The 4181-nt window shown below is 36.5% G+C and carries 3 protein-coding genes and 1 pseudogene; 1 reads left to right on the plus strand and 3 read right to left on the minus strand.

All coding sequences use genetic code 11. From position 1 onward, the window contains the following. Window positions 1–240, plus strand: a 240-nt coding sequence (locus L5M37_RS23850) for a transposase (RefSeq protein ID WP_263179974.1), incomplete at its 5' end; no start/stop codon positions are given. Window positions 241–982: 742 nt separating this feature from the next. Here L5M37_RS23850 and L5M37_RS23855 read toward each other — a convergent pair. The 3 genes and pseudogenes from L5M37_RS23855 to L5M37_RS23865 all read right to left on the minus strand — a co-directional run. Beyond that, entirely contained in the window at window positions 983–2080 is a 1098-nt protein-coding gene (locus L5M37_RS23855) for a DUF6236 family protein (protein ID WP_263168624.1), read from the minus strand. 641 nt (window positions 2081–2721) lie between these two features. Continuing rightward, window positions 2722–3885: a hypothetical protein gene (locus L5M37_RS23860; RefSeq protein WP_263201911.1), complete on the minus strand. Its 1164-nt coding sequence runs from the start codon at window positions 3883–3885 to the stop codon at window positions 2722–2724. Window positions 3886–3946: 61 nt separating this feature from the next. Next, a pseudogene (locus L5M37_RS23865) lies at window positions 3947–4181 on the minus strand (IS4 family transposase); the annotation flags it as partial.

A 4181-nucleotide genomic window follows, 5' to 3' on the forward strand; every position in this document is an offset into this window, starting at 1 on the left:
ATTTCGCACAATATTGAGTTGCATTATTTACCGCCTTACAGCCCGAACCTCAATCCGATAGAAAGACTGTGGAAGGTCATGAATGAGCACGCGAGGAACAGCGTGTACTTCAAAAATAAGCGAGATTTCAGGTCCGCACTGGATAAATTTTTCAAAGAAACATTACCCGATATTGGTGAAAGTTTAGCGTCGCGGATCAATGATAATTTTCAGCTCTTTACCCACGCATCTTCAGGTTGATTGGGTATATATACTGAATATTCACGCTGGTTTAAATGCACTATTCAGCAACCCTGAAAATATCTATGGGTTTATGAACTTGGTCAATCATAATCATCCCTTTAATGGCGCCAAGCCAATCGATGTCATGCTAAGCAAAGAAAATTATAATTTTCAATTGGTTAACGATTATATAACTCAGTTAATTGTACGCTAGGTTTCGTTATTTCTTCTTTGAGTTTTTTCACATTAAAATTGAGCTATTGTGACATTAGATATTTCTGATGCGATTAAAATGTTTGTACATTTTAATCGCGTTGACGCCTGAATAAAAATTTGGGGCTATGCCTTCATCTCCAGCTCCCCACCTCAAGAGTCTATTAATCAACCAATTTATACAAAATACCCCATAAGTGGGGAAATGTTTGGAAATTTGTTAAAAAACATAAACGATCTTGCTCATCTAAGGTTAGCCGGAACTAAATCGTACATAGCTTTTTGGGTAACATAACTAAAAACGAGACATAAATCAGTTAGTGCTTAGGCTCTAAACTATACCGCTCACATTATCATTACTAATAACTATCTTAAGAAAGCGGGTTTATGTTCACTAAGAGATGGATGGATCGAAGTTCATTCTCGAAACAAGAAGCTAACCAGAGAGTTTAGGTTAGGCGTTCTAAATGAACCGCCCTGTACGGAGCAGCGTGCAAGGTTGTGTGGGGGCTGGAGGCTAGATGCCTTCAGCTACCCGATTATATTTTTAATCTGCGACATATTCTTGCATAGAATTCCAGGCTGTCATATTTATGTCTCCTCCCATTCTGCTTCCTCTTGCACGGCAATGCCCTTTAAAATCACGACCTAGTACAGTTAAAAAAGCAGAAGGATTATCTTTATTTAATTTTTTAACCTCTTCTTTAGATGCCATTAAGCTATATAAACCACCTATAGCAATCCCAGTAGCTGCAATACCAATAGTCGTCGCTGTTGGTATTGCGAGAAGCTTACAAAGTGCAATAGGGGCAGGAATACCCATCATTGTCGAACCAAACCATTTTTTTGCTTTAATAACATCTGCACTTTTACGATAATTATCTTGAGCAGCAGCTAGTTTTTTAGCAGCACCTTCAATTCGGTCTATAGAAATGTCACCATCAGAAGTATTTGCGATCACCTCTTTGAGATCAAAAACGCATTTACGAAAATTTAAAATTTCATCTCGTCTTTTTTCTCTAAACAATAGAATTTTATCCGCAGGGATTTCTGATATATTCACTGGTGTTAAATTACTAATTAACATATTAAAAATAGCAAATGGATCATCTAAATACTCGTTATCAAAACCTGGTGGTTGTAAATAATCGCCAAGAATTCCGTTAGTTGCAAAATAATTTGATGCTGTCCACGCCTCCATACTATTAGTAGATAATGATAAATTATTATTTTTAGCTACAATATTTGCCATATAAAGCATAAAATTAGATGCAAACTCTGTTGGTACATACATCCAATCATTCTCTTCGGTGAAGCCAATGTCACGAAACATATCCCGAACGATCTCATCTGTTTTTCCAGTATGAAGTCTACTTATCTGATGGTCTTCAAATGATAAAGCTGCGGCATCCCACTCTCCCAATTTTTCAATAAATTGTGTAGACGCTTCTTCTGAATATTTTGAGGGATCAATAATTTTACCTATGCTTCCCTCCTCTAATAATGCTTGGAGTTCAGGATGGTCATCTGGTATTACATTGTCAGGGCAAATTCGATATACATTATCATATAAGAGAGCCATTGATTTTATTAGTCTTGGGTTATCCAAACTAATCTGAGGATAAAATAAAGCATCATTTTTCATAAAATATTCCCTAAAAAATATAACATTTGTATAGTGCGCATGCGCGTTTACCTCATTACCAGTAAAAATGCGCACAGTTAACTATTTGTATGCAAATAATTTATCAGGTTTTTATCCAATACACTATCTGGAAAAATGCGCAAACAAATGAGGTTAAAAACACTCAAAAGCATCTAATTTTATATACGATTGTATACCTATACATTGTTAGTCGCTGTACGGTAGGGCCGAACATTAGGTAAATAGATGAGATTTTGTAGGGCAATTCATTCGTCAGTTTTCGATTCACCAAATGAATGCTAGTAAGCTTTGTGGCATGAATGATTTATGCTCCGTGCATATCTTTAGACAGAAATAAGTTTCATGGAATCATAGATTAGTATTTCATGAATTACATCAGGTATGGAAAATTCCGACGGACTAAAGGCAAGACGAGATCCTGCTACACTCATAGTATAGTAGCTACTGAACCGCTTATAGGCTAAAAGCACAAATAACTACAGAGTACTTCCTGAGCGCCAGTATGGCGCTTAAAACCCTTGTTTCATCGTCAGGCGTTTATCTGTAATCAGAATATTATTTTGATTTAAACCCGACAAACATTGGATTTCACTATTAAGAAACAAAGCCCCGCTTTTATCTTACTTCTTTTCAAAAGGAAGAAAAAAGTGAGGGGGTACAGGAAGTTTATATGCTCTACAAGCCATCAATACTATCGGAAATAATCCATGCTTAATAGCTGATAAGTTTTCAAAATACAGGGTTTCACTACATTCACTAAAAATATAACTTAATAGTTCATTTTTAGTGAATTTAAAATCAAAGTCAGACAAACAAAATCCATGATATTTTCCACCAATGTATAGTTCTTTTTCAGACTCTTCATCTGGATACCATAGCTGAATACTACAATGTGACAAGTGATTAGCTTGAATTTCACTTAACTTGGTATAAAGCTCATCAAAATTAAATAAGGCAGAAAAACACCCAATATTAGAGTACAAAATACTACCAGCTGTAGATTTTTCGAAATATTCTGCCGTACCGTTTTTAGGATGTTCGAGTAAATCCATGTAATCATGGAAAATACAGGGGTAAGCGCCATTGTTACTCAAGTTATCAGATACTCTTAATAGCATTCCTTCTAGCCAATCTTTCACTTGAGTAATCTTCGATATTGATACTAAAAATAGTACAGCAAGAGTGATATCAATAACTTGATCATCTTTTAGTGGTGAAAATAAGATAGGATTATTACTGATCAAGTTTATTATGCAATCAGCTACAAATACAGCTTGTTGTTCACTGGCTTTAGACTCAGTATCACTTTGTTGACACATTTCTAATTCCCATAGAACCCACATTCCCAGTATAGAGATACGACCAAGTAAATCGAAAAGTTTGAGGTTAATATCAACTGTAGATGAAGAGCATACTCCACGAGAGATAGCACCATATACATGCGCGTATGGGGTGATGACTTTAGTCATAAAGTCATGATTAATTTTAAAATACGTATTCTTAATAGAGAGTATAACTGACTGAATTAGTTTGGCATTTTTAGATTTCCTTGAAAAGTAAGCATTACCGACATGCCAAGCATTCAATAATGCTACCTCACTAGACAAGTAAGCACTTTCAAAGTTTTTCTCCTTTCTTGACCAGCCATACAAGATCCAAAGACATATATTGATTTGTCTTAGGCTCTTTAACACTGTTTCAGGAGGCGCATTGTCGGCAGCCTCTCTTAATATGCTAACAAGGTATGCAAAGTACCTAAACGAGGTATCTGGCTCGTCAATCATCGACACCGACTTCCTTAACAAGGAACGAGTGTCATCAGGCATAAAATTCTGAAGGATCCCCTCATAAATCAGCCATAGCATAGCCATATTTGAGCAACTGATTGGCGAATAATACCCAGGCCGCCAGCAATTCTTTCTCCGTGATTTGATAATCAGGCCGCCTGAGTACCTCCAATCCCAAGCGAATCGTTGAGAGTACCGTTCGATGCCCAATGGTATTGGCCTGAAAATGCTTATCCCAGCCCTGTTGCTGTGCGTGTAAACCAACTAGCCACAACAGGCATTGAACCATCAAC

This window comes from Shewanella sp. SM69, assembly GCF_025653985.1.
Classification (GTDB): domain Bacteria; phylum Pseudomonadota; class Gammaproteobacteria; order Enterobacterales; family Shewanellaceae; genus Shewanella; species Shewanella oncorhynchi.

What these genes read in the sequence shown, in the direction of transcription:
- L5M37_RS23855 (WP_263168624.1), bottom strand. Translation starts at nt 2,080, where the DNA reads ATGAAAAATGATGCTTTATTTTATCCTCAGATTAGTTTGGATAACCCA.
- L5M37_RS23860 (WP_263201911.1), bottom strand. Translation starts at nt 3,885, where the DNA reads ATGATTGACGAGCCAGATACCTCGTTTAGGTACTTTGCATACCTTGTT.